Annotated in this window: 20 protein-coding genes and 1 riboswitch; of the genes, 6 read left to right on the plus strand and 14 right to left on the minus strand. The window is 72.3% G+C overall.

Annotation, left to right across the window (positions count from 1 at the left end; translation table 11 throughout):
• The first annotated feature begins 54 nt into the window (after nucleotides 1–54).
• The 5 genes from OOK31_RS09185 (at nucleotide 55) to OOK31_RS09205 (ending at nucleotide 4673) form a co-directional block, all read left to right on the plus strand.
• Nucleotides 55–960, plus strand: a complete 906-nt coding sequence (locus OOK31_RS09185; protein ID WP_267011942.1) for a hypothetical protein — start codon at nucleotides 55–57, stop codon at nucleotides 958–960.
• Between the two features lie 105 nt (nucleotides 961–1065).
• Complete coding sequence (locus OOK31_RS09190) at nucleotides 1066–1674, plus strand: hypothetical protein (protein ID WP_267011943.1); 609 nt, start codon at nucleotides 1066–1068, stop codon at nucleotides 1672–1674.
• Nucleotides 1675–1774: 100 nt separating this feature from the next.
• Nucleotides 1775–2005, plus strand: coding sequence for a ferredoxin (locus OOK31_RS09195; RefSeq protein WP_267011944.1), 231 nt, complete (start codon nucleotides 1775–1777; stop codon nucleotides 2003–2005).
• Nucleotides 1995–3389, plus strand: a complete 1395-nt coding sequence (locus OOK31_RS09200) for an NAD(P)/FAD-dependent oxidoreductase (RefSeq protein ID WP_267011945.1) — start codon at nucleotides 1995–1997, stop codon at nucleotides 3387–3389. Before OOK31_RS09195 ends, OOK31_RS09200 begins: the two co-directional genes overlap by 11 nt.
• A gap of 36 nt (nucleotides 3390–3425) precedes the next feature.
• Nucleotides 3426–4673, plus strand: coding sequence for a cytochrome P450 (locus OOK31_RS09205; protein ID WP_267011946.1), 1248 nt, complete (start codon nucleotides 3426–3428; stop codon nucleotides 4671–4673).
• Between the two features lie 33 nt (nucleotides 4674–4706).
• Here OOK31_RS09205 and OOK31_RS09210 read toward each other — a convergent pair whose 3' ends face one another.
• The 9 genes from OOK31_RS09210 to rpsB all read right to left on the minus strand — a co-directional run bounded on the left by OOK31_RS09210 (nucleotide 4707) and on the right by rpsB (nucleotide 14566).
• Complete coding sequence (locus OOK31_RS09210; protein WP_267011947.1) at nucleotides 4707–5744, minus strand: ABC transporter ATP-binding protein; 1038 nt, start codon at nucleotides 5742–5744, stop codon at nucleotides 4707–4709.
• Nucleotides 5744–7360 (minus strand): iron ABC transporter permease, encoded by a 1617-nt coding sequence (locus tag OOK31_RS09215; RefSeq protein ID WP_267012823.1) that lies wholly within the window; start codon nucleotides 7358–7360, stop codon nucleotides 5744–5746. Before OOK31_RS09215 ends, OOK31_RS09210 begins: the two co-directional genes overlap by 1 nt.
• 56 nt (nucleotides 7361–7416) lie before the next feature.
• Nucleotides 7417–8517, minus strand: a complete 1101-nt coding sequence (locus OOK31_RS09220; protein WP_267011948.1) for a thiamine ABC transporter substrate binding subunit — start codon at nucleotides 8515–8517, stop codon at nucleotides 7417–7419.
• An 86-nt stretch (nucleotides 8518–8603) separates the two neighbouring features.
• A riboswitch (TPP riboswitch) is annotated at nucleotides 8604–8713 on the minus strand.
• A 58-nt stretch (nucleotides 8714–8771) separates the two neighbouring features.
• Nucleotides 8772–9884 (minus strand): 23S rRNA (adenine(2503)-C(2))-methyltransferase RlmN, encoded by a 1113-nt coding sequence (rlmN, locus tag OOK31_RS09225; protein ID WP_267011949.1) that lies wholly within the window; start codon nucleotides 9882–9884, stop codon nucleotides 8772–8774.
• A 137-nt stretch (nucleotides 9885–10021) separates the two neighbouring features.
• The gene (locus OOK31_RS09230; protein WP_267011950.1) at nucleotides 10022–11098 is read right to left on the minus strand and encodes a phosphatidate cytidylyltransferase; all 1077 of its coding nucleotides are present in this window, start codon (nucleotides 11096–11098) and stop codon (nucleotides 10022–10024) included.
• The gene (gene frr, locus OOK31_RS09235; RefSeq protein ID WP_267011951.1) at nucleotides 11098–11655 is read right to left on the minus strand and encodes a ribosome recycling factor; all 558 of its coding nucleotides are present in this window, start codon (nucleotides 11653–11655) and stop codon (nucleotides 11098–11100) included. The genes OOK31_RS09230 and frr overlap by 1 nt, the downstream gene beginning before the upstream one ends.
• Before the next feature lie 94 nt (nucleotides 11656–11749).
• Complete coding sequence (gene pyrH / locus OOK31_RS09240; protein WP_267011952.1) at nucleotides 11750–12529, minus strand: UMP kinase; 780 nt, start codon at nucleotides 12527–12529, stop codon at nucleotides 11750–11752.
• 162 nt (nucleotides 12530–12691) lie between these two features.
• Nucleotides 12692–13528, minus strand: a complete 837-nt coding sequence (tsf, locus tag OOK31_RS09245) for a translation elongation factor Ts (protein WP_267011953.1) — start codon at nucleotides 13526–13528, stop codon at nucleotides 12692–12694.
• A 135-nt stretch (nucleotides 13529–13663) separates the two neighbouring features.
• Nucleotides 13664–14566, minus strand: a complete 903-nt coding sequence (gene rpsB / locus OOK31_RS09250; RefSeq protein WP_267011954.1) for a 30S ribosomal protein S2 — start codon at nucleotides 14564–14566, stop codon at nucleotides 13664–13666.
• Between the two features lie 251 nt (nucleotides 14567–14817).
• Between rpsB and OOK31_RS09255 the strand changes: the two genes are divergently transcribed.
• Nucleotides 14818–15279 (plus strand): M23 family metallopeptidase, encoded by a 462-nt coding sequence (locus OOK31_RS09255; protein WP_267011955.1) that lies wholly within the window; start codon nucleotides 14818–14820, stop codon nucleotides 15277–15279.
• Between the two features lie 11 nt (nucleotides 15280–15290).
• Here the strand turns inward: OOK31_RS09255 and OOK31_RS09260 are convergent, their stop codons facing one another.
• The 5 genes from OOK31_RS09260 to OOK31_RS09280 all read right to left on the minus strand — a co-directional run bounded on the left by OOK31_RS09260 (nucleotide 15291) and on the right by OOK31_RS09280 (nucleotide 20144).
• Nucleotides 15291–15851 carry a TetR/AcrR family transcriptional regulator gene (locus tag OOK31_RS09260; protein WP_267012824.1) on the minus strand — a complete coding sequence of 187 codons (561 nt, stop codon included), beginning with the start codon at nucleotides 15849–15851 and terminating at the stop codon, nucleotides 15291–15293.
• Between the two features lie 72 nt (nucleotides 15852–15923).
• Nucleotides 15924–16760, minus strand: a complete 837-nt coding sequence (gene whiG, locus OOK31_RS09265; RefSeq protein WP_267011956.1) for an RNA polymerase sigma factor WhiG — start codon at nucleotides 16758–16760, stop codon at nucleotides 15924–15926.
• 209 nt (nucleotides 16761–16969) lie between these two features.
• Entirely contained in the window at nucleotides 16970–18151 is a 1182-nt protein-coding gene (gene dprA, locus OOK31_RS09270) for a DNA-processing protein DprA (RefSeq protein WP_267011957.1), read from the minus strand.
• On the minus strand, nucleotides 18148–19773 hold the full coding sequence (locus OOK31_RS09275; RefSeq protein ID WP_267011958.1) for a YifB family Mg chelatase-like AAA ATPase: 1626 nt from the start codon (nucleotides 19771–19773) through the stop codon (nucleotides 18148–18150). The genes dprA and OOK31_RS09275 overlap by 4 nt, the downstream gene beginning before the upstream one ends.
• Nucleotides 19773–20144: a YraN family protein gene (locus tag OOK31_RS09280; RefSeq protein ID WP_267011959.1), complete on the minus strand. Its 372-nt coding sequence runs from the start codon at nucleotides 20142–20144 to the stop codon at nucleotides 19773–19775. The genes OOK31_RS09275 and OOK31_RS09280 overlap by 1 nt, the downstream gene beginning before the upstream one ends.
• Between the last annotated feature and the right edge of the window lie 24 nt (nucleotides 20145–20168).

A 20168-nucleotide genomic window follows, 5' to 3' on the forward strand; every position in this document is an offset into this window, starting at 1 on the left:
TCACACGTCTGGCAGAGGTACCGCAAAACCTGCCAGACGTGAACGGAGCCTTCTGTGCTCATAGGCCTGCTGACCGCTGTCGCGGCGTCCATCTGCTACGGCACGGGATCCGTCCTGCAAGCCGTCGGCTCCCGCCGGGCCGCCCGGATGTCACCGGCCGCCGCCGGGGTGACCGCGCACGGCGGACCGAATCTGACCTCCACCGCCAAGGCCGCGATGACCTGGGAGTTCATCGTCGGCACCATCCTGGACTTCGTCGGTTTCGGGCTGGGCGCGCTGGCGGCGCGGATGCTGCCGCTGTTCCTCTCCCAGACCGTCATCAGCGCCAACCTGGTGATCACCGCCGTGCTCAGCGTGAAGATGCTGGGGATCCGGCTGACCCGCAAGGAATGGACGTCCATCGGGGTGGTCTGCGCCGCGCTGGTGCTGCTCGCCACCGCCGCGGGCCACGAGGGCGGCCACCACGCCCCGATGTCCACGCACTGGTGGCTGCTCGCGGTGACGCTGCTGATCATCGTCGGCGGCACGGTGGCCGTACGGTTCCTCGGCGGGCGGGCCGCCATCCTCGCGGGTCTGCTGTCCGGCCTGGCCTTCGGCGCGCTGGGCGTCGGCGTCCGCATCCTCGACGGCGTCGACCCCTTCGACCTGCCCACGCTGCTGGCGGACCCGGCCCTGTACGCCATCCTCGTGGCGGGCTTCGGCGGCATGTACCTGCACACCGTCGCCCTGCAGATCGGTTCGGTGAACGGCGCGACGGCGGCGCTGGTCGTCGGCGAGACGGTGCTCCCGGGGGCGATCGGTGTGCTCTGGCTCGGCGACGCCTCCCGGCCGGGGCTGGCCTGGCTCGCGGTGCTCGGCTTCGTGCTGGCGGTGACCGGCGCGGTGGCGGTGGCCTGGTACGGCAACCACGACGGGGCCGAGGAGCCCGCCGAGGAGCCGGTGCCGACGCCGGTGTCCTGACGGGCCCGGCAGGACCTGACGGGCGGCGGCCGCGGGCCCGCCCCCGGTTCACCCCCGCGGGTGCTCCGGGTGGCGGGGCCGCGGCCGCGGCCGCTTGCTGGGTGCATGCAGACCACCACGACCGACCGGATGGAGACGCCCCGGGCCGCGGGCGCGGCCGGGGTGGTCTTCGCGCTGCTGCTGGCGGCCGCGATCGTACTGATGCGCTACGCCGTCCCGGGGGACGCCGCCCACGCGGCCGTCGATCCGGGCCGGCGCTGGGCGGTGCGTACGGCGCTGGAGATCGTCCCGTTCGCGGGGATCTTCTTCCTGTGGTTCATGGGCGCCCTGCGCGCGCACACCGGGGACGCCGAGGACCGCTTCTTCGCGACCGTCTTCCTCGGCAGCGGGTTCCTCTTCACGGCCAGTGTGTTCGTCGCCGCGGCCGCCGCGGGCACCGTCCTGCAGGAGACCTCGCCGCCCTCCGACTTCGGCCGCTCCTTCGCGTACACGGTGCTCACGACGTACGGGATGCGCATGGCGGCCGTCTTCGTCTTCGCGACCTCGACCATCGGCAGGCGCCTGGGCGTCTTCCCGCGCCCGCTCGCCCTCCTCGGCTACGTGGTGGGGCTGGTCCTGATCCTGACCGGATCGGGGGTGCCCTGGTCAGAGCTGGTCTTCCCGGCCTGGGCGCTGGTCATCAGCCTGTACATCCTGCGGGCCGGCGGCCGGTAGACCGCCCGGCGGGCGGCCCCCGCCCGGCGCGCGCATGCTGGAGGAAGTGGGGGTGTCGGGGGTCACGGGGGTCATCAGGTCACGGAAAGGCTGATGCCTCATGAGGCTTGTCGTCGACCTCAACCGCTGTCAGGGGTACGCGCAGTGCGCGTTCCTCGCACCCGACGTCTTCGCCATGCACGGCGACGAGTCACTGCTCTACGACCCGCAGGCCGACGAGGAGCAGCGCGAGAACGTCGAGCGCGCCGTCCACGCCTGTCCCGTCCGGGCCATCCTGGTGGACGCCATGAACGGGTCCCCGTCGACACCGGAGGCACGCGGTGAGCGGTGACACAGCCCTGGAGCGGCTCAAGCGCGAGGGACGCATCGTCGTCGTCGGCGCTTCGCTGGCCGGCCTGCGGGCCGCCGAGACCATGCGGGAGAAGGGCTTCGCCGGTTCGCTGACCATGATCGGCGACGAGCCGTACGAGCCCTACGACCGGCCCCCGCTCTCCAAGCAGGTCCTCCTCGGCAAGGCCACCGCCGACCGGACCGCCCTCCCCCGGCGCCTGGACATCGACGCGAAGTGGCGGCTCGGGGTGCCCGCCGACGGCCTGGACATGGCGGCCCGGCGGGTCCGGCTCGCCGACGGGGACGAGGTGGAGTACGACCGGCTGCTGATCGCGACCGGGGTACGGGCCCGGCCCTGGCCCCATGAGGACGAGGCCGCGCTCGACGGCGTCTTCGTCCTGCGCACCCGGGACGACGCGGTGGGGCTGGAACGCGCCCTGGCGGCGCGCCCTGGCCGGGTCCTGGTGATCGGGGCCGGGTTCACCGGCTCGGAGATCGCCTCCGCCTGCCGGGAGCGGGATCTGGCCGTCACCGTGGCCGAGCGCGCGGGCGCGCCGCTGGTCGGCGCCCTGGGCGGGGTGATCGGCGAGGTCGCGGCGGGTCTGCACCAGGAGAACGGGGTGGATCTGCGCACCGGGATCATGGTGACGGGGCTGGAGGGCGATTCCTCGGGCCGGGTACGCGCCGCGCACCTGTCCGACGGCACCACGCTGGAGGCGCAGGTGGTCGTCGTCTCGCTCGGTGCCATGCGCAACACCGAATGGCTGGCCGGTTCCGGGCTCGGGGCGGGGCCGCGCGGCATCGCCTGCGACGCGGGCTGCCGGGCCTTCGACATCCGCGGCATCGTCACCGACGACATCTACGTGGCGGGTGACGTGGCACGCTCCCCGCACGCGCTGTTCGGCTACCAGTTCCTCTCCCTGGAGCACTGGGGCAACGCCGTCGCCCAGGCGGAGACGGCCGCGCACAACATGCTCAGCGAGAGCGTGGACCGGCGCCCCCACATGTGGGTCCCGGCGTTCTGGTCCTCGCAGTTCGGCGTGAACATCAAGTCGGTCGGCGTGCCCTCCATGGGCACCGAGATCATGATCACGCAGGGCTCGCGCGACGAGCGGCGCTTCACCGGCGTCTACGGCTACCAGGGCCGCGTGATCGGGGCCGTCACCTTCGACCAGTCCCGCTGGCTGCAGTTCTACCAACGGCTCATCGAGGAGACCGCGCCCTTCCCGCTGGCCTTCCCCACCGTGGACCGGCGTCCCGAGGGACACCGGCCGATGCCCGCGGACTTCCCGGACCCGTCGATCCCCACGCACGGACCGACCGTCACCCTGAGCGGCTACTCGCCGGCCGACCGGCGCCTGACGTTCACCCCCGCCGGGCACTGACCCCCACTGACCCGCCGAGCCGCACGAGGACATGCCATGAGCCAAGCCATCCTCCGGCAGATCATCGACTACTCCAGCCGGGCCGATCCGTACCCGCTGTACGAGGAGCTCCGCAAGACGCCGGTGTCCCACGACGAGGACGGGCCGTACGTCGTCAGCACGTACTACGAGATCCAGGGCCTGCTGCACGATCCGCGCATCAGCTCCGACTCCCGCAACCTGGCCTCCACGGCCTCCGACCCGCTCGGTGAGGCCGAGGAGGAGGAGACCACGCTGCCGCCCTCGTTCCTGAAGCTGGACCCGCCCGACCACGACCGGCTGCGCCGGATGACGAACCGGCCGTTCGGGCCGCCGCACTCCCCGCGCCGGGTGCACGACATGCGGGGCGAGCTCGGCGGGATCGTCTCCGGGCTGATCGACGGGATCGTCGAGAAGGGCGACCCGAACCGGATCGACCTGGTCGAGGAGTTCTCGTACCCCTTCCCGGTGACGGTGATCTGCCGGCTGCTGGGCATACCGCCCGAGGACGAGGCGCGCTTCCACGTGTGGGCGGACACCCTGGCCGCGAGCCTGGACCCCGACCCGGACGCCGAGCCGGGAAAGGGCAAGAAGGGCACCCAGGAAGCCCGGATGGAGCTGGGCATGTACCTGGCCGGGCTGATCGAGGAGCGACGCAAGAACCCCGGCGACGACATGCTGTCCCAGCTGGCGGCGGGCGGCGGCCAGGACGGCTCCATGACCACGATGGAGGTGCTCAGCACCTCGGCGCTGCTGCTGATCGCGGGCCACGAGACCACGGTCAACCTGATCACCAACGGCATGCTGACGCTGCTGCGCCACCCGGAGGTGCTGGAGCGGCTGCGTCAGGACCCGGCGCTGTCGGTGCCCCTCGTGGAGGAGCTGCTGCGCTACGAGCCCCCGGTGCAGCTGCTGCCGCAGCGCTGCGCCCTCACCGACATCGAGGTCCGCGGGGTCACCATCCCCAAGGGCGCCTCGATGTGGCTGATCCTCGCCTCCGGCAACCGCGACCCGGACCGGTTCGAGAACCCGGACCGCTTCGACCCCGACCGGCCGGACATCCAGCACCTGGGCCTGGGCAGCGGCATCCACAGCTGCTTCGGCGCCCCGCTGGCCCGCCTGGAGGCCCAGCTGGCGCTGTCGGAGCTGGCCCGCAGGCTGGAGAACCCGCGCCTGCTGGAGGACCCTCCCCCCTACCGGCAGAACGCCGTCCTGCGCGGCCCGCGCCACCTGCCGATCGCCGTGGACGGGATCCGCGCGGCCTGACCCGCTAGTGCTGTGGCCTTTCCGGTCACAGCACTAGACCGTCTCGTCGGCCACCGGGAGGACGACCACCTCGGACGGGGCGAAGGCCACCGCCACCCGGTCGCCGGCGGCCGGGGCGGTGGCCAGCTCGCACTCGGCCTCCAGCACCGGCCCCGCCGGGGGCCGCAGCAGCAGCGCCACATGGGTGCCGCGGAAGGTGCGGGAGACCACCTCGCAGGTCAGGCCGCCGTCGGGGCCGAGCACCACGCCCGCCGGGCGGATCAGCAGCCGCCGCTCCCCGTCGGGGGTTCCGTCCGGGACGGGCACCTTCCCCCACGGGGTGTCGGCCGCGCCGCCCGACACGGTCGCCGGGACCACGTTCTCGAAGCCCAGGAACCGCGCCACGAACTCGGACGCCGGCCGGCTCCACACCTCCAGCGGGGTCCCCGTCTGGGCGATCCGCCCGTCCCGCATCACCACGACCCGGTCGGCCAGCGCGAAGGCCTCGCCCTGGTCGTGGGTGACGGCGAGCACGGTGGTGCCGAGGCGGGTGAACAGCCCCTGGAGCTCGACCACCAGCCGCTCGCGCAGGCCCCGGTCCAGCTGGCCGAGCGGCTCGTCGAGCATCAGCAGCCGGGGTGAGGGGGCCAGGGCCCGGGCGAGGGCCACCCGCTGCTGCTCGCCACCGGACAGGGAGGCCACCGCGCGGCCCTGGGCTCCCGGGAGCCCGACCAGCTCCAGGAGCTGCGCGACCTGGGCCTCGTACGCCTGGCGGGAGGTGCCCCGCATGCGCAGGCCGAAGGCGACGTTCCCGGCGACGTCCCGGTGCGGGAACAGCTGGTGGTCCTGGAACATCAGGCCCACGCCCCGCCGGTGCACCGGCACCCCGGCCTGGTCGGCGCCGCCGAGCAGTACCCGCCCGCCGGACACCGGCTGGAGCCCGGCCACCACCCTCAGCAGGGTGGACTTGCCGCTGCCGCTGGGGCCCAGGACGCACACGGTCTCGTGCTCGGCGACCTCCAGGTCCACGCGGTCCACCACCGCCCGGTCGCCGAACCGGACGGTGACCCCTTCGAGGCGGAGCAGGGTCATCAGAACTCTCCCGAGGTCTTGTCGGGTCGCAGTCGCTCCAGCACCAGCAGGGACACCGCGCACACCAGCATCAGAATCGTGCTCAGGGCCATGGCCTGCCCGTAGTTCAGCTCCCCGGCCCGCCCCAGCAGCCGTGCCACGGCCACCGGCAGCGTCGGGTGGTCCGGCCGGGCGATGAACACGGTCGCCCCGAACTCGCCGAGCGAGACCGCGAAGGCGAAACCGGCCGCGATCAGCAGCGCCCTGCGCACCATCGGCAGGTCCACCTCGCGCCAGGCCCGCAGCGGGGACGCGCCGAGCACCGCCGCCGCCTCCCGCAGCCGCCCGTCCACCGCCCGCAGCACCGGCAGCATGGTCCGTACGACGAAGGGCACCCCTACGAGGGCCTGCGCCAGCGGCACCAGGATCCACGAGGTCCGCAGGTCCAGCGGCGGTTCGTCCAGGGTGATCAGGAAGCCGAAGCCGACCGTCACGGCGGACACCCCGAGCGGCAGCATCAGCAACGCGTCGAAGCCCCGCACGAAACGGCCCCCGCGCCGGGTCAGCGCGGCCGCGGCGAGCCCCCCGATCAGCAGGGCGATGGCGGTGGCGGCCAGCGCGTACTGGAGGGAGTTCCAGATGGCTTCGAGCGGCGGCACCAGAAACGTTCCGCCACCGGCGCCCGCGTCCTGCAGCGCCCGGTAGAAGCCGAGCCCGTACCCGCCGGGCGCGTCGAAGGACCGTTCCACCAGCACGGCCAGCGGGGCCACGATCAGCAGCGCCACCGTCAGCAGCACCCCGCCCAGCAGGCCCCGCTGCGCCCAGCCGCGCGGCCGGTGCGCGGTGCGCGCGGGGTCCACGAGCCGCAGGGCGGTCTCCCGCCGGCGCACCGTCCAGGCGTGCACGGCGAGGATCAGCCCCACGGCCGCGAACTGCACCATGGTCAGCACGGCGGCCGTCGGCAGGTCCAGCAGCTGCGCGGTCTGCCGGTAGACCTCCACCTCCAGGGTGGAGTACGAGGGGCCGCCGAGGATCTGCACGACGCCGAACGAGGTGAAGGTGAAGAGGAAGACCATCAGCGTGGCGGCCGCCACCGCCGGCCCGAGCGCGGGCAGCGTCACCCGCCGCCAGGCCCCGAACCGTCCGGCGCCCAGCACCCGGGCGGCCTCCTCCTGGCGCGGGTCCAGCTGCGCCCACAGCCCGCCGACCGTCCGCACGACGACGGCGTAGTTGAAGAAGACGTGGGCGAGCAGGATCGCCCAGACGGTGGTGTCCAGCCGCACGCCCCACAGCTCGTCGAGCAGCCCGCCCCGCCCGACCAGCGCCAGGAAGGCCGTGCCGACGACCACCGTCGGCAGCACGAACGGCACGGTGACCAGGGCGCGCAGGAACTGCTTGCCGGGGAACTCGAAGCGCGCGAAGACGTACGCCCCGGGCAGCGCCACCAGCAGGGTCAGCGCGGTCGAGGCGAGGGCCTGCCAGGTGGTGAACCACAGGACGCCGGCGATGTCGGGCCGGGCCAGGACCTCGCCGATCCGGCCGAACTGCCAGCCCTCGTCCGTCCTGAGCCCGCGGCCGACGATCGCGGCCACGGGGTAGGCGAAGAACAGCCCGAAGAAGGCGAGCGGCACGGCCATCAGGCCCAGCCGGACGGCCGTGGCCCGCCCGCCCTCCTTCGGGGTGCGCTCGCGCTCTACTTCACGACGAGCGAGGACCATGCCTTGACCCACTGCTCACGGTTCTTGGCGATGGCGTCGGGGGCGACCGTCTCCGGCTTCTCGACGACCACACCGTGCTTCGTGAAGATCTCCGGCAGCTTCGCGTCCTTGACGACCGGGTTCACGAACATCTGGAGCGGCATGTCCTCCTGGAACTTCTTGCTCACCAGGAAGTCGAGGAGCGCCTTGCCGCCCTGCTCGTTCTTCGCGCCCTTCAGCAGGCCCGCGAACTCGACCTGGCGGAAGCAGGTGCCGGTGGCCACGCCCGTGGGGGCCTCGGCCGGCTGCGGCTCGCCGTACAGGACCTCGACCGGCGGGCTGGAGGCGTAGGAGACGACCAGCGGGCGGTCGCCCTTGGCCTTCTTTCCGCCGGCGGAGCCGGAAAAGCGCTCGTTGTAGGCCTGCTCCCAGCCGTCGACGACCTCGACGCCGTTGGCCTTGAGCTTGCTCCAGTAGTCCTTCCAGCCGTCCTCCCCGTACTTGCCGACGGAGGCGAGGAGGAAGCCGAGGCCGGGCGAGGAGGTCGCGGCGTTCTCGGTGACGAGGAGGTTCTTGTACTCCGGCTTCAGCAGGTCGTCCAGCGTCTGCGGCGGGGCGATCTTCTTGTCGGCGAAGTAGGCCTTGTCGTAGTTGACGCAGATGTCGCCGGAGTCGACGGGGGTGACCCGGTGCTCCTTGTCGAGCACGTACTCGGGCTTGACCTCGGCCAGGCCCTTGGCCTCGTACGGGGTGAAGATCCCGTTGTCGAGGGCGCGCGAGAGCAGGGTGTTGTCCACGCCGAAGAAGACGTCGCCGCGCGGGGAGCCCTTGGTGAGGATCTCCTGGTTGAGGGCCGCGCCGGCGTCGCCGGACTTCAGGACCTTGACCGTGTAGCCGCTCTGCTGCTCGAACTCCTTGAGGACCGTGTCGGTCACGTTGAAGGAGTCGTGGGAGACCAGGGTGATCGTCTTGGACTTCGGGGCGTCGCTCGCGCCGGCCGGCTTGTCCTTGGCGTCCGTGCCGCCGCAGGCGCTGAGCGCGGTGACGCCCAGGGCTGCCGCGAGCGCGGCGCCCGCGATCTTCTTGGTGGTGCTCACTGGTGAATTCCTCCTGGGATGACCAGGAGAAGACGCGGCCCTGCCCGGCGCTCTTCCGGGAGCGGACGCCGGGCAGGGCGCAACAGCTTGAGTGATGACCGAACTTCCTACCCCGAATGACCGGGGCGAGGTTCAGAGGGTCTGCGGATGACGGTTACCGCACTCTCAGCGCTGTGGCGCTCCCCTGTCGGAATATGAAATTGGTTCGGCCACAGGGTACCCCGTGGCCGAATATGCATCTCCGTGGCCGGAATCTAGCGCTCCGAGGCCGCCAGCTGGCCGCAGGCCCCGTCGATCTCCTGACCGCGGGTGTCGCGCACGGTCACCGGCACGCCGTGGCGGGCGATGGCCTCGACGAAGGCCTTCTCGTCCTCGGGGCGCGAGGCGGTCCACTTCGAGCCCGGCGTCGGGTTCAGCGGGATCAGGTTGACGTGCACGCGCTTGCCCTTGAGCAGGCGGCCGAGCAGGTCACCACGCCAGGCCTGGTCGTTGATGTCGCGGATCAGGGCGTACTCGATGGAGATCCGGCGGCCGGACTTCTCGGCGTACTCCCAGGCCGCGTCGAGCACCTCGCGGACGTTCCAGCGGGTGTTGACCGGCACCAGGGTGTCGCGCAGCTCGTCGTCGGGCGCGTGCAGCGAGACGGCGAGGCGGCACTTGAAGCCCTCGTCGGCGAACCGCAGCATGGCCGGGACCAGGCCGACGGTGGAGACGGTGATGCCGCGCTGCGAGAGGCCGAGGCCGTCGGGCTCGGGGTCGGTGAGCCGGCGGATGGCGCCGACGACGCGGTTGTAGTTGGCGAGCGGCTCGCCCATGCCCATGAAGACGATGTTGGAGAGGCGGGCCGGGCCGCCGGGGACCTCTCCGTCGCGCAGGGCGCGCATGCCGTCGACGATCTGGTGCACGATCTCGGCGGTGGAGAGGTTGCGGTCCAGACCGGCCTGGCCGGTCGCGCAGAACGGGCAGTTCATACCGCAGCCGGCCTGCGAGGAGATGCACATGGTCACCCGGTCGGGGTAGCGCATCAGCACCGACTCCACGAGGGTGCCGTCGTGCAGCTTCCACAGCGTCTTGCGGGTGGTGTCGTTGTCACAGCTGATGTGCCGGACCACGTTCATCAGGTCCGGCAGCAGCTCCTGCTGGAGCTTCTCGCGGGAGCCGGCGGGGATGTCCGTCCACTCCGCCGGGTCGTGCGCGTAGCGGGCGAAGTAGTGCTGCGAGAGCTGCTTGGCCCGGAACGGCTTCTCGCCGATCGCGGCCACCGCCTCCCGGCGCTCGGCCGGGGTGAGGTCGGCGAGGTGCCGGGGCGGCTTCTTGGCCCCGCGAGGGGCGACGAAGGTGAGCTCTCCCGGAACAGGGCGGGCCATGGCAGGTACTCCTTGTAAGACGAAAGGCGCGCCGCAGAAGCAGCGCGCCTTTCAAGAGTAACCGCCCGGCGTCTCACGACGCCTTTCCGCAGCTCAGCCAGTCCCGGCGAGGGCCGCGCGGGCCGTGGGCAGCAGGTTCAGCCGGTACCGACGAACGCCGCCAGCAGCAGCCACACCACCGGGGCCGTCGGCAGCAGCGAGTCCAGCCGGTCCATGATGCCGCCGTGGCCCGGGAGCAGGGTGCCCATGTCCTTGATGCCCAGGTCCCGCTTGATCATCGACTCGCCGAGGTCGCCCAGGGTGGCACTGACCGCGACCGTGAGGCCCAGCAGCAGGCCCTGCCACCAGGCGCCGCCGTCGATCAGGAACTCCATGCACAGCGCGCCGGCCACCATCGCGAAGGCCACCGCCCCGAAGAGCCCCTCGCGGGTCTTGCCGGGGCTGATGCGCGGGGCGAGCTTGGTCTTGCCGAAGCGCCAGCCGACCGCGTAGGCCCCCGTGTCGCTGACCACGGTCAGGACCAGGAAGGTGACCACGCGCTGCGGGCCGTCGTCGGCGGTGAGCAGCATCGCGACGAAGGTGGCCAGAAAGGGCACGTAGAACGCGGCGAAGACACCCGCCGTGACGTCCTTGAGGTAGTCCTCGGGCGGTTCCGTCATCCGCCACACCAGGACCGCAAGGGCCGTCAGCGCCATGGCCACCCAGGCGCCCTCGGCCCCCCGGACGTAGCCGGCGATGACCATCGCCGCACCGCCGACCGCGAGCGGTACGAGCGGAGCCTTGATGCCCTTCTTCTCCTGGAGCCGGGAGGTGAGCTCCCACAGGCCCACGACGACCGCCACGACGACGACGCCGACGAAGACGGCCTTGACGATGAACAGGGAAGCGAAGATCACCGCACCGAGGCCGACGCCGACCCCTATGGCGGCACGCAGATCCCGCCCCGCGCGCTTCTTCGGCGGCGGGGGCGAGGCGTCCTGCGGTGCCTGCGAAGGCGGAGGCGGGGGGCTGGGCATGGGCTCCTGCGGCGGCATCTCGGCGCGGAACGGGGGGCCGCCGACGAAGGCGGCCCCCCGATCGCGTGCTTCCCGGTCGTCGAAGTCACGGCCGGCGGCATCGGGCACGATGGGCATGGGCCGAGTCTGCGGGCCCACCAGCGCATCGTATGCGGGACCCGCCGGAACCGGCTCCGCGGCCCAGGGAGAGTCGTTCATCAGACCTCGAGGAGCTCGGCTTCCTTGTGCTTGAGCAGCTCGTCCACCTGCGCGACGTACTTCGCGGTGGTGTCGTCGAGCTCCTTCTCGGCGCGGCGCACCTCGTCCTCGCCGGCCTCCTTGTCCTTGACGAGCTTGTCAAGGGCGTCCTTCGCCTTGCGGCGGACGGCGCGGATGGAGACCTTGGAGTCCTCGGCCTTGTTCTTCGCGACCTTGATGTACTCCTTGCGGCGGTCCTGCGTCAGCTCGGGGAAGGTCACCCGGATGATGCGGCCGTCGTTGCTCGGGTTGACACCGAGGTCGGAGTCGCGGATGGCCTGCTCGATGTTGCGCAGCGCGGACGCGTCGAACGGCGTCACGATCGCCATGCGCGGCTCGGGCACCGCGAAGGAGGCCAGCTGGTTGATGGGCGTGATGGCACCGTAGTAGTCCGCCACGATCTTGTTGAACATCGCCGGGTGCGCACGGCCCGTGCGAATCGCGGCGAAGTCTTCCTTCGCGACGACGACGGCCTTCTCCATCTTCTCCTCGGCCTCGAGGAGGATTTCTTCGATCACCACGTGCTCCTGCATGTCAGATATGGATGGTTCGGGCGGGCGGGGCGGGGCGGGCCGTCCGGACCGGGCCCCGGGGGGCCCGGCGGCGGACCGCTCAGGCCCGGGTGCCCTGGTCGCTCACGAGCGTGCCGATCTTCTCACCCTTGACGGCGCGGGCGATATTGCCCTCGGCGAGCAGTTCGAAGACCAGGATCGGCAGCTTGTTGTCGCGGCACAGCGTGATGGCCGTGGCGTCGGCGACCTTGAGGTCCCGGGACAGCACCTCGCTGTACTCCAGCGCGTCGAACTTCACGGCGTCCGGGTTCTTCTTCGGGTCGGAGTCGTAGACCCCGTCGACGCCGTTCTTGCCCATGAGGAGGGCCTCGGCGTCGATCTCCAGGGCGCGCTGGGCGGCCGTGGTGTCGGTGGAGAAGTAGGGCATGCCCATGCCGGCGCCGAAGATGACGACGCGGCCCTTCTCCAGGTGCCGCACGGCGCGCAGCGGGATGTACGGCTCCGCGACCTGGCCCATGGTGATGGCGGTCTGGACTCGGCTGTCGATGCCTTCCTTCTCCAGGAAGTCCTGGAGGGCGAGGCAGTTCATGACGGTGCCGAGCATGCCCATGTAGTCGGACCGGGCCCGGTCCATGCCGCGCTGCTGCAGCTCAGCGCCGCGGAAGAAGTTTCCGCCGCCGATGACGATCGCGATCTCCGCGCCGTCACGGACCACGGCCGCGATCTCACGGGCGATGGCGTGCACGACGTCAGGGTCGACGCCCAGCCCGCCGCCGCCGGAGAAGGCTTCGCCCGAGAGCTTCAGCATGAAGCGGCGACCCTTCTTCTCGTGGTCGCTCTTGTCGTCGGAAGCGGTGTGGGGGTCCACGCCCTGATTCATGGAGATCTCCTCGTGCACATACGAAGAAGGCCATTGCCGGTGGGTCCTTGCGGTTCCCTCTACGGCAATGGCCTCCTCGTCAGATCTGCGGTCGCCTCGCGCGAGCGCGGACGACTGCTTCAGACCCTACCGGGGTCCGGTGTCCGTCGTGTACGGACGGACTCAGATGCCGACCTTGATGCGCGCGAAGCGCTTCAGGGTGACACCGGCCTCGTCCAGAACCTTCTGGACGGACTTCTTGTTGTCCAGCGCGTAGGGCTGGCCAAGGAGCGTGACGTCCTTGAAGAAGCCGTTGACGCGACCCTCGACGATCTTGGCGATCGCGGCCTCGGGCTTGCCCTCGGCGCGGGTGACCTCTTCGGCGACGCGGCGCTCGGACTCGACGACCTCGGCCGGGACCTCGTCGGCGGTCAGGTACTTCGGCGCGAACGCGGCGATGTGCTGGGCGATGCCCTTGGCCAGGTCGGCGTCGGCCTTGTCCAGCTCGACCAGGACACCGATCTGCGGGGGCAGGTCGGGCATGGTGCGGTGCATGTAGGAGGCCACGAAGGCACCCTGGTACTGCGCGAAGCGGTCCAGGACGATCTTCTCGCCGAGGTTGGCGTTGGCCTCGTCCACGAACGCCTGGACGGTCTGGCCGGCCTTGATCTCGGAAGCCAGCAGCGCCTCGATGTCCGCCGGGGAGGTGGCGGCCACGTGGGCGGCGAGCTCGTCGGCGACGGCCAGGAACTTCTCGCTCTTGGCGACGAAGTCGGTCTCGCACTTGAGCTCGAGCAGCACGCCGGAGGTGGCGTCCGCGGCGATCAGGGAGGTGACGGCACCGTTCTCGGCGGAACGGCCCTCGCGCTTGGCGACACCCTTCAGGCCCTTGACGCGCAGGATCTCGTTGGCCTTGGTGACATCACCTTCGGCCTCGACGAGCGCGTTCTTGCAGTCCAGCATGCCGGCGCCGGTGAGCTCGCGGAGCTTCTTGACGTCAGCGGCGGTGTAGTTCGCCATGAGTCTGTGATTCTCTCTCGAAGTCGTAGATCTACGGGTGAACGGCGGAGGCGCCGCGCTCGTGGCGCGGCTCCCCCGCCGTCATCGTCCGTGCTGCGAGTGCCCGGCGGATGAACGCCGGGCGCTCTCAGTGGGTCAGGCCTGCTCGGCGTCGGCGGCCGGAGCCTCGACGACGGCCTCGGCGACGACCTCGGCCGCGGGGGCCTCGGTCTCGACAACGGCCTCGGCCGCGGGGGCCTCGGCGGCGTCGTCGGCCTTCTTGTCACCCTCGAGCAGGTCGCGCTCCCACTCGGCGAGCGGCTCGGCGGCGGCCTTCTCGCCCGGCTTCGAGTCGCCAGTGGCGGCACCGGAACGGGCGATGAGGCCCTCGGCGACGGCGTCGGCGATCACGCGGGTGAGCAGGGTGACGGAGCGGATCGCGTCGTCGTTGCCCGGGATCTTGTAGTCGACCTCGTCGGGGTCGCAGTTGGTGTCGAGGATCGCGACGACCGGGATGTGCAGCTTGCGCGCCTCACCGACCGCGATGTGCTCCTTCTTGGTGTCGACGATCCAGACGGCGCTGGGAACCTTCGACATCTCGCGGATACCACCGAGGGTCTTCTCCAGCTTGGTCTTCTCGCGGGAGAGGACCAGGAGCTCCTTCTTGGTGAGACCCGAGGCGGCGACGTCCTCGAAGTCGATCGCCTCAAGCTCCTTCAGACGCTGGAGGCGCTTGTAGACGGTGGAGAAGTTGGTGAGCATGCCACCGAGCCAGCGCTGGTTGACGTACGGCATGCCGACGCGCGTCGCCTGCTCGGCGATGGCCTCCTGCGCCTGCTTCTTCGTACCGACGAACATGATGGAGCCACCGTGCGCGACGGTCTCCTTCACGAACTCGTAGGCGCGGTCGATGTACGACAGCGACTGGAGCAGGTCGATGATGTAGATGCCGTTGCGCTCGGTGAAGATGAAGCGCTTCATCTTCGGGTTCCAGCGACGGGTCTGGTGACCGAAGTGGACGCCGCTTTCCAGCAGCTCCCGCATCGTTACGACGGCCATGGCCATCTCCTTGTTTTCTCGGTTTGGTTCCTGACGCCCCGCCGCGCCCTGCCCCGTGTGAGGGACCGAGAGACGCTTTCACCAGGCCGTTCCGGGCCGGTGCTGGGGCGTGCGAAGTCGACCCGGTGACCCGGATCGCCACAAGAAGTGTACGGGACCGAGCGGTATGCCGGGTGACGCCGTTGTCCACACCCGGCCCGCCGTCCACAGGCGCGGGCGCCCGCCCCGGCCCGCGCGGGACGCTGTGGGGCATGACGACACTGCTGCTCAGCCTGCTCCTGGCCCTGGCCCAGACCTTCACCGCGGGGGTGCGCCCGCTGCCCGCTCCGCTGTCGGTGGCGCGGTGGTGGGACCCGCCGCCGACCCCCTACGCGGCCGGGCACCGGGGCGTGGACCTGTCGGCCCCGGTGGGCGCGGAGCTACGGGCCGTCGGGCCCGGCCGGGTCCACTTCGCCGGGCCGGTCGCGGGGCGCGGGGTGCTCTCCCTCACGCTGCCGGGCGGCCTGCGCACGACCTACGAGCCGGTGCGGCCGCTGGTCACGGAGGGTGAGGCGGTCACGGCCGGGCAGGTGGTGGCGGTCCTGACGGAGGGCTCCCACTGTCCGGACCCGTGCCTGCACTGGGGCCTGCTGGCCGGCGAGCGCGAGTACCTCGACCCGCTGACCCTGCTCCCCCGCCCCACGCCCCGGCTGCTGCCGGCGGACGGCCCTTAGCCCTCGGGCGGTCAGGCGCCGGTCACGCCCCGCAGGGCCATGGCGACGGCGGTCTCGGTGATGACGTCCGGGCCCTCGGCGGCGCCGAGCTCGATGCGGCGCACCGCGGCGTCCACGACGCCCTGGAGCAGCATGGCGGCCAGCCGCGGCTGCGCCAGGCCCAGCGTGCCGAGCGCCTCGACGATCATCGCCACCAGGCCGCCGTGCGCGGCGCGGATCTTCTCCCGCGCGCCCGCGTCGAGCTCGCTGGCGGAGATCGCCACCACGGCCCGGTGGCGGCGGTCGCCGACCAGTCCGAGCTGACTGCGCACGTACGCCTCGATCTTGGCCTCCGGCGTCGGCGCGGCCTCCATCGCCGCCTCGATCTCGGCCGCCCACACGGGGAAGTCCACCGCGCACAGCTCTTCGACGACGGCCGCGCGGGACCGGAAGTACTCGTACACGGACGACCGGGCGAGCCCGGTGCGCTCGGCGAGGGCGGGGAAGGTCAGCGCTTCCGTTCCGCCTTCGGACAGCAGGGAGCGCGCGGCGTCCAAGAGGGCGCCACGCTGCATCGACCGGTGCTCGGCCACGGAGGCCGCTCGAATCCTGGGCACGTCACCACTGTACGGAGGGTGCGCAAGGCCGGTTGCGGGGTCGGCCGGTCACCGGCCGACATCGGCAAGTTTCGCCCGCAGCTGGAGCACGGATTTCGTGTGGATCTGGCTGACCCGGCTCTCGGTGACGCCGAGGACGTTGCCGATCTCGGCGAGGGTGAGGCCCTCGTAGTAGTAGAGGGTCACGACCGTCTTCTCGCGCTCGGGAAGGGTGTTGATGGCCCGTGCGAGCAGGCGGCGCAGTTCGCGGTCCTCGGCCACCTCCACCGGGTTGTCGGCGGCGTGGTCCTCCAGGGTGTCCATCAGCGAGAGGCGGTCGCCGCCCTCCCCGCCGACGTGCAGCAGCTCCTCCAGGGCGACCACGTTGGCGAGGGACAACTGGCTGAAGACCGTGTGGAGTTCCTCGACGCCGATGCCCATCTCCCCCGCGACCTCGCTCTCGGTCGGGGTCCGCCGCAGCTGGGCCTCCAGCGTGGCGTAGGCGCGCTCCACGGACCGCGCCTTCTGCCGCACGGAGCGCGGGATCCAGTCGAGCGCCCGCAGTTCGTCGATCATCGCGCCCCGGATCCGGGTGATCGCGTACGTCTCGAACTTGATGGACCGCTCGATGTCGAACTTCTCGATCGCGTCGATCAGGCCGAAGACGCCGGAGGAGACGAAGTCGGCCTGTTCCACATTGGGCGGCAGGCCCACGCTGACCCGGCCCGCCACGTATTTGACCAGGGGCGAGTAGTGCAGGATCAGCTGTTCCCGCAGCCGCTCGTCACCCGACTCCTTGTATGAGCGCCAGAGCACCTCCAGGGACGAGGGCGCGGTGGACCGCACGCTGCCACGGGCAGCGGGGGGCACCGCAGCGCGGTCGGACCCTGAGGTGTGCTGGGGCATGCTTCGCCTTTGCCGGAGCGGGATTCCTTGGGAGCGTAGCGTGACGGAAGTGTCGCGGTGCGCGAAGAGTACGGGATCCCGCGACGGGCGACGGGCGCCCGGACTCGCGCGGGCGACCCGGGACCGGCGCCTGGCGCACGGTCCCGGCGGGTGGCACCGGGAAGACCGCGTCTCTCATCGCCTTCACTCTTTCACCGGAACGCCCCAGGTCAACGACCGCCTCGCCGGGTGCCCGCGGATTGCACCCCCTCTCCCGCCTCTGACCTGGTCAACTTCCAGCCGTCGCCCTGCCGTTCGACGAACCCCAGAGAGTGAAGTTCGTACAGTCTGCCGATGACTTCATCGGTTCCGGTGCCCGCCGCGAGGGCGATCTCGTCGAGCCCTGCGGGGCGTTCGCCGGGGAGCGCCTCCAGCACCCGCGCCGTGTCCCGGTCCAGCAGGTCACGGGGGAGGACGGGGCCGCGCCGCTCGGGGGCCAGTTCGCCCATCGCGCCGACCAGCTCGATCACCTCGGCGGCGTCCGTGACCAGGACGGCTTCACCCCGCAGCAGCTCGTGCACCCCCGCCGAGAGGCCGCTGGTGGCGGGGCCGGGGACGCCCATGGTGAGGCGGCCGAGCCGCTGGGCGCGGCGGGCGGTGACGAGGGAGCCGCTGCGGTGGGCGGCCTCCACGACCACCGTCCCCCGGGTGAGGGCGGCGATGACCCGGTTGCGCAGCACGAACCGGCTCGGGGTGGGGTGGGAGCCGGGCGGCAGTTCGCCGACCACCAGCCCCTGGCGGGTGATCCGGCCGAGGAGCCCGGCGTGGCCCCGGGGGTAGCTGACGTCGACCCCGCAGGCGAGTACCGCGGCCGTGGCGCCGCCGGAGGCGAGGGCGCCCCGGTGGGCGGCCCCGTCGATCCCGTAGGCCGCTCCGGAGACCACGACCCAGCCGCGCTCGGCGAGCCCGGCGGCCAGGGTCTGGGCCATGTGGGCCCCGTACGGGGTGCAGGCCCGGGCCCCGACCACGGCGACCGAGCGCAGCGCCCAGGTCCGCAGATGCGGTCTGCCGCGCAGCCACAGCCCGACGGGCCTGGCGTCGCCGAGGTCGTCGAGCTGGGTCGGCCACTCCGGCGACCCCGGGCAGACGAACCGGCCGCCCGACTCGGCGGCTGCCGCCAGGTCGCGGCCCGGTTCGGCGAGGGCGGCCCGCCGGCGGTACCCGGCGAGCCGTTCCGGCCCCACCCCGCTCAGGGCGGCCGGCTGCGGGTCGGGTCCGGTGAGGAGCCGCATCACCTCCACCGCCCCGGTCTCCCGCAGCCAGCGCCCGCCGTGCTCCTCCCCCGGCTCCAGCACCCTGGTCAGCGCGGCCCGGGCCAGGACCTCCGGATCCGGCTGCCCCTCGGGCGTCATGAGCCGGCCCCCAGAGCCAGGGTCGCCCCCCGGGCGATCCCGGTGCGCAGTTCCAGGGCGACGGCCACGTCCAGCACGTCGGGCCGGTCGTGTCCTCTCAGGTCGGCGACGGTCCAGGCGACCCGCAGCACCCGGTCCAGCCCCCGGGCGGTGAGCAGCCCGCGCTCCATGTCCCGCTCGGCCTGGGCGAGCGCGCCCGGACCGGCGGGCCAGCGGGTGCGCAGTTCGTGCCCGGGGACCTCGGAGTTGAGCCGCCAGGGGGTGTCCTGGAGCCGGGCGGCGGCCCGGTCGCGGGCTTCGCGGACCCGGTCGGCGACGGTCGCCGTGGCCTCCCCCCGGCCGCCCCGGCCCAGCAGGTCGGAGCGGGTGACGGGCTCGACCTCCACCCGCAGGTCCACCCGGTCGAGCAGCGGCCCCGACAGCCGGGCCTGGTAGCGGCGGATCACCGAGGCGGGGCATTCGCAGCCCGCCCCGTGCAGGGTGTGGCGGCCGCAGGGGCAGGGGTTCGCCGCGAGGACCATCAGGAACCTTGCCGGGAGCCGCACCACCCCGGCGGCCCGGGCGATGACCACGTGCCCGGCCTCCAGGGGCTGCCGCAGCGCGTCGAGGGTCTTGCCGCTGAACTCGGCGGCCTCGTCGAGGAAGAGCACGCCGCGGTGCGCCAGGGAGACCGCCCCCGGCCGGGGGATCCCGGCGCCGCCGCCGACCAGGGACTGCATGGTCGCGGAGTGGTGCGGGGCGCAGTACGGGGGCCGCCCGACCAGCGGTTCGCCGGGCGGGAGGATCCCCGCGACGGAGTGGACGGCCGTCACCTCCAGCGAGTCCTGGCGCGAGAGCGGGGGCAGGAGCCACGGCAGCCGCTCGGCGAGCATCGTCTTGCCGGCGCCCGGGGGCCCGCTGAGGAAGAGGTGGTGGCCCCCGGAGGCCGCCACCTCCAGGGCGCGGCGGGCGCCGTGCTGCCCCGCGACGTCGGCGAGGTCGGGGAAGTCGGCGCAGTCGCTCCCGCCCCGGGTCAGGCCCGTACCGAGTCCGGCGCCCGGGACGACCAGCCCCGCCAGCATCGCGTCGGGGCGCCCCGCCCGCCCGGCCGGCTCCTCCTCGGGCACCACCCCGTCGGTCAGCACCGCGATCAGCTGCCGCAGGCTGCGCACGCCCAGCACCGAGACGTCGGGCACCAAGCCCGCCTCGGCGGCGCACTGCTGAGGAACCACCACCTGCCGGTACCCGGCCTCCGCGGCGGCGAGCACCGCCGGCAGGATCCCGCGCACCGGGCGCACCCGGCCGTCGAGGCCGAGCTCCCCGATCAGCACCAGGTCGGCGATGGCCCCGGGGTCGACCACCTCGGCGGCGCCCAGGACGGCCGCCGCGACGGCCAGGTCGAAATGGGCCCCGGACTTCGGTACGGACGCCGGGCTGAGCCCGACGGTCAGCTTCTTCTGCGGCCACTGGGCGCCGGAGTTGACCACGGCGGCCCGCACCCGGTCCCGGCTCTCGACGAGGGTCTTGTCGGGCAGCCCCACCAGGGTGAAGGCGGCGACCCCGGGCTCCAGATCGGCCTGGACCTCGACCACCACGCCCTCGACGCCCACCAGGGCCACCGAGCAGGCCCGCGCGAACCCCATCAGGCCACCCCCCTGACGTGTTCCACCAGGGCCGCACCGCGCCGTGGCAGCAGGACCGCGACCAGGTCGATCCGCACCCCGCCCGGCGGCGGTCCCCCGTGGTCGGCCAGCCAGCGCCCGGCGAGCCGGCGCAGCCGCTCGGCCTTGCCGGCCCGGACTGCGGCCATGGGGTGTTCGAAGTCCCCCGCCCGGCGCGTCTTGACCTCGCACACGACGAGGGCGTCCCCGTCCCGCGCGACGATGTCGATCTCGCCCGCCCGGCACCGCCAGTTCCGGGCGATCACCGTCATCCCGGACTCGGTCAGCCGCCGCGCCGCGAGCTCCTCGCCGTACCGCCCCAATGCCTGCTGTGCCACGCCCTTCGCGTTCATCCGGCACCACCTCCGGCACCGACA

Source organism: Streptomyces sp. NBC_00249 (assembly GCF_026342355.1).
Classification (GTDB): domain Bacteria; phylum Actinomycetota; class Actinomycetes; order Streptomycetales; family Streptomycetaceae; genus Streptomyces.

Coding starts and splice junctions, on each gene's coding strand:
- OOK31_RS09190 (WP_267011943.1), top strand. CDS start 1,066: ATGCAGACCACCACGACCGACCGGATGGAGACGCCCCGGGCCGCGGGC.
- OOK31_RS09195 (WP_267011944.1), top strand. CDS start 1,775: ATGAGGCTTGTCGTCGACCTCAACCGCTGTCAGGGGTACGCGCAGTGC.
- OOK31_RS09205 (WP_267011946.1), top strand. CDS start 3,426: ATGAGCCAAGCCATCCTCCGGCAGATCATCGACTACTCCAGCCGGGCC.
- OOK31_RS09210 (WP_267011947.1), bottom strand. CDS start 5,744: ATGACCCTGCTCCGCCTCGAAGGGGTCACCGTCCGGTTCGGCGACCGG.
- OOK31_RS09215 (WP_267012823.1), bottom strand. CDS start 7,360: ATGGCCGTGCCGCTCGCCTTCTTCGGGCTGTTCTTCGCCTACCCCGTG.
- rlmN (WP_267011949.1), bottom strand. CDS start 9,884: ATGGCCCGCCCTGTTCCGGGAGAGCTCACCTTCGTCGCCCCTCGCGGG.
- OOK31_RS09230 (WP_267011950.1), bottom strand. CDS start 11,098: ATGAACGACTCTCCCTGGGCCGCGGAGCCGGTTCCGGCGGGTCCCGCA.
- pyrH (WP_267011952.1), bottom strand. CDS start 12,529: ATGAATCAGGGCGTGGACCCCCACACCGCTTCCGACGACAAGAGCGAC.
- tsf (WP_267011953.1), bottom strand. CDS start 13,528: ATGGCGAACTACACCGCCGCTGACGTCAAGAAGCTCCGCGAGCTCACC.
- rpsB (WP_267011954.1), bottom strand. CDS start 14,566: ATGGCCGTCGTAACGATGCGGGAGCTGCTGGAAAGCGGCGTCCACTTC.
- OOK31_RS09255 (WP_267011955.1), top strand. CDS start 14,818: ATGACGACACTGCTGCTCAGCCTGCTCCTGGCCCTGGCCCAGACCTTC.
- whiG (WP_267011956.1), bottom strand. CDS start 16,760: ATGCCCCAGCACACCTCAGGGTCCGACCGCGCTGCGGTGCCCCCCGCT.
- dprA (WP_267011957.1), bottom strand. CDS start 18,151: ATGACGCCCGAGGGGCAGCCGGATCCGGAGGTCCTGGCCCGGGCCGCG.
- OOK31_RS09275 (WP_267011958.1), bottom strand. CDS start 19,773: ATGGGGTTCGCGCGGGCCTGCTCGGTGGCCCTGGTGGGCGTCGAGGGC.
- OOK31_RS09280 (WP_267011959.1), bottom strand. CDS start 20,144: ATGAACGCGAAGGGCGTGGCACAGCAGGCATTGGGGCGGTACGGCGAG.